We start from the raw sequence: 1,202 nt of genomic DNA, 5'->3' as shown, positions 1-1,202 counted from the left end.
GCCCAGTTTAAAATTCAAGTGCAACACTAATCAACTAGACCTTTCAGACTAGACATGAAAGGCCATGAAGACCTATTCTTATTAACGTCGAAATTAATTAAGAAAGCGAGTGTCTTCATGACCCAAAACCAGAATAACATGCCTCGTCATTACCAACAACTCCAAGCTGATGAACGCGGTGAAATTGAGGCGCTCAGTCGCCAACACAAAACCGCGCACACGATCGCAAAAACACTTCATCGCAGTACCAGTACCATTACCCGTGAACTAGCCCGCGGCACGACAACTCAAATTGATTCTCAATGTCATCGCTATTATCAAGCCTACTTTGCGGAAACCGGCGAAGCCGTGTACCGCAAACACCGAGCTAATTGTCATCCGCAGGGACTACTTAAAAAAGCCATTGTCTTCTTTAAGAGCTTGACTAGGGCTCTGAAAGCTAACCCGCGGGTCTACAACGTCGATACCTATATTGATCATTTCAAGAAGACCTGCCCAGGTTTCCCGTGTCCTTCGGTGCCCACCGTTTATCGTTATATTGATCAAGGTTGTTTGGCGTTACGCAACCATGACCTTCCTAAGAAACTACGGCGCCGAATTAAACAGCCAGGACGCTCTCACTCTCGCTTAAATAAGAAGGTGTTAGGCCGATCGATCGAAGATCGCCCGGCAGTTGTCCAGCAGCGTCAAAAATTTGGCCATTGGGAAGGCGATTTGGTTAAGGCCAAACGCGATGAGAATGAACCAGCGTTAATGACGCTCACGGAACGGGTTAGTCGTTTGGAAATCTTGGTGAAACTACCTAATTACCACGCCAGGACTTGTCGCCAAGCTCTCGAAAAGACTTTGGCCGACTATGGCCCGCAATACTTTAAGACCATTACCTTTGATAATGGTAGTGAGTTCGCTGAACTTAGCCAAGTCAAGGAGACTGAGATCTACTTTGCTCATCCATATTCGCCGTGGGAACGTGGGACTAATGAGAACCTAAATGGACAACTAAGAGAATTCTTTCCTAAGGGTAAATCCTTGGGACCGGTGAATGTGATTGAACTACAGGTCGCTCAAGATACCTTGAATCACCGTCCTCGAAAGCTCTTAGATTATCATTGTCCAGCTGAACTATTACCAGGTCTAGCTGACTAACTAGACCAATCATTGGAATAGGTCATTAACTGTTGCACTTGATTTGACACTTCGGG

General features: G+C 46.0%; 1 protein-coding gene. It reads left to right on the top strand.

Annotation, left to right across the window (positions count from 1 at the left end; translation table 11 throughout):
- Nucleotides 1-117: 117 nt before the first annotated feature.
- Nucleotides 118-1,146, top strand: coding sequence for an IS30 family transposase (locus tag FC82_RS12755; RefSeq protein ID WP_056997204.1), 1,029 nt, complete (start codon nt 118-120; stop codon nt 1,144-1,146).
- Nucleotides 1,147-1,202: the final 56 nt, after the last annotated feature.

Source organism: Secundilactobacillus collinoides DSM 20515 = JCM 1123 (genome assembly GCF_001435975.1).
Taxonomy (GTDB): Bacteria; Bacillota; Bacilli; order Lactobacillales; family Lactobacillaceae; genus Secundilactobacillus; species Secundilactobacillus collinoides.
This window is presented reverse-complemented; position numbering and strand designations above follow the sequence as displayed.

What these genes read in the sequence shown, in the direction of transcription:
- FC82_RS12755 (WP_056997204.1), top strand. Translation starts at nt 118, where the DNA reads ATGACCCAAAACCAGAATAACATGCCTCGTCATTACCAACAACTCCAA.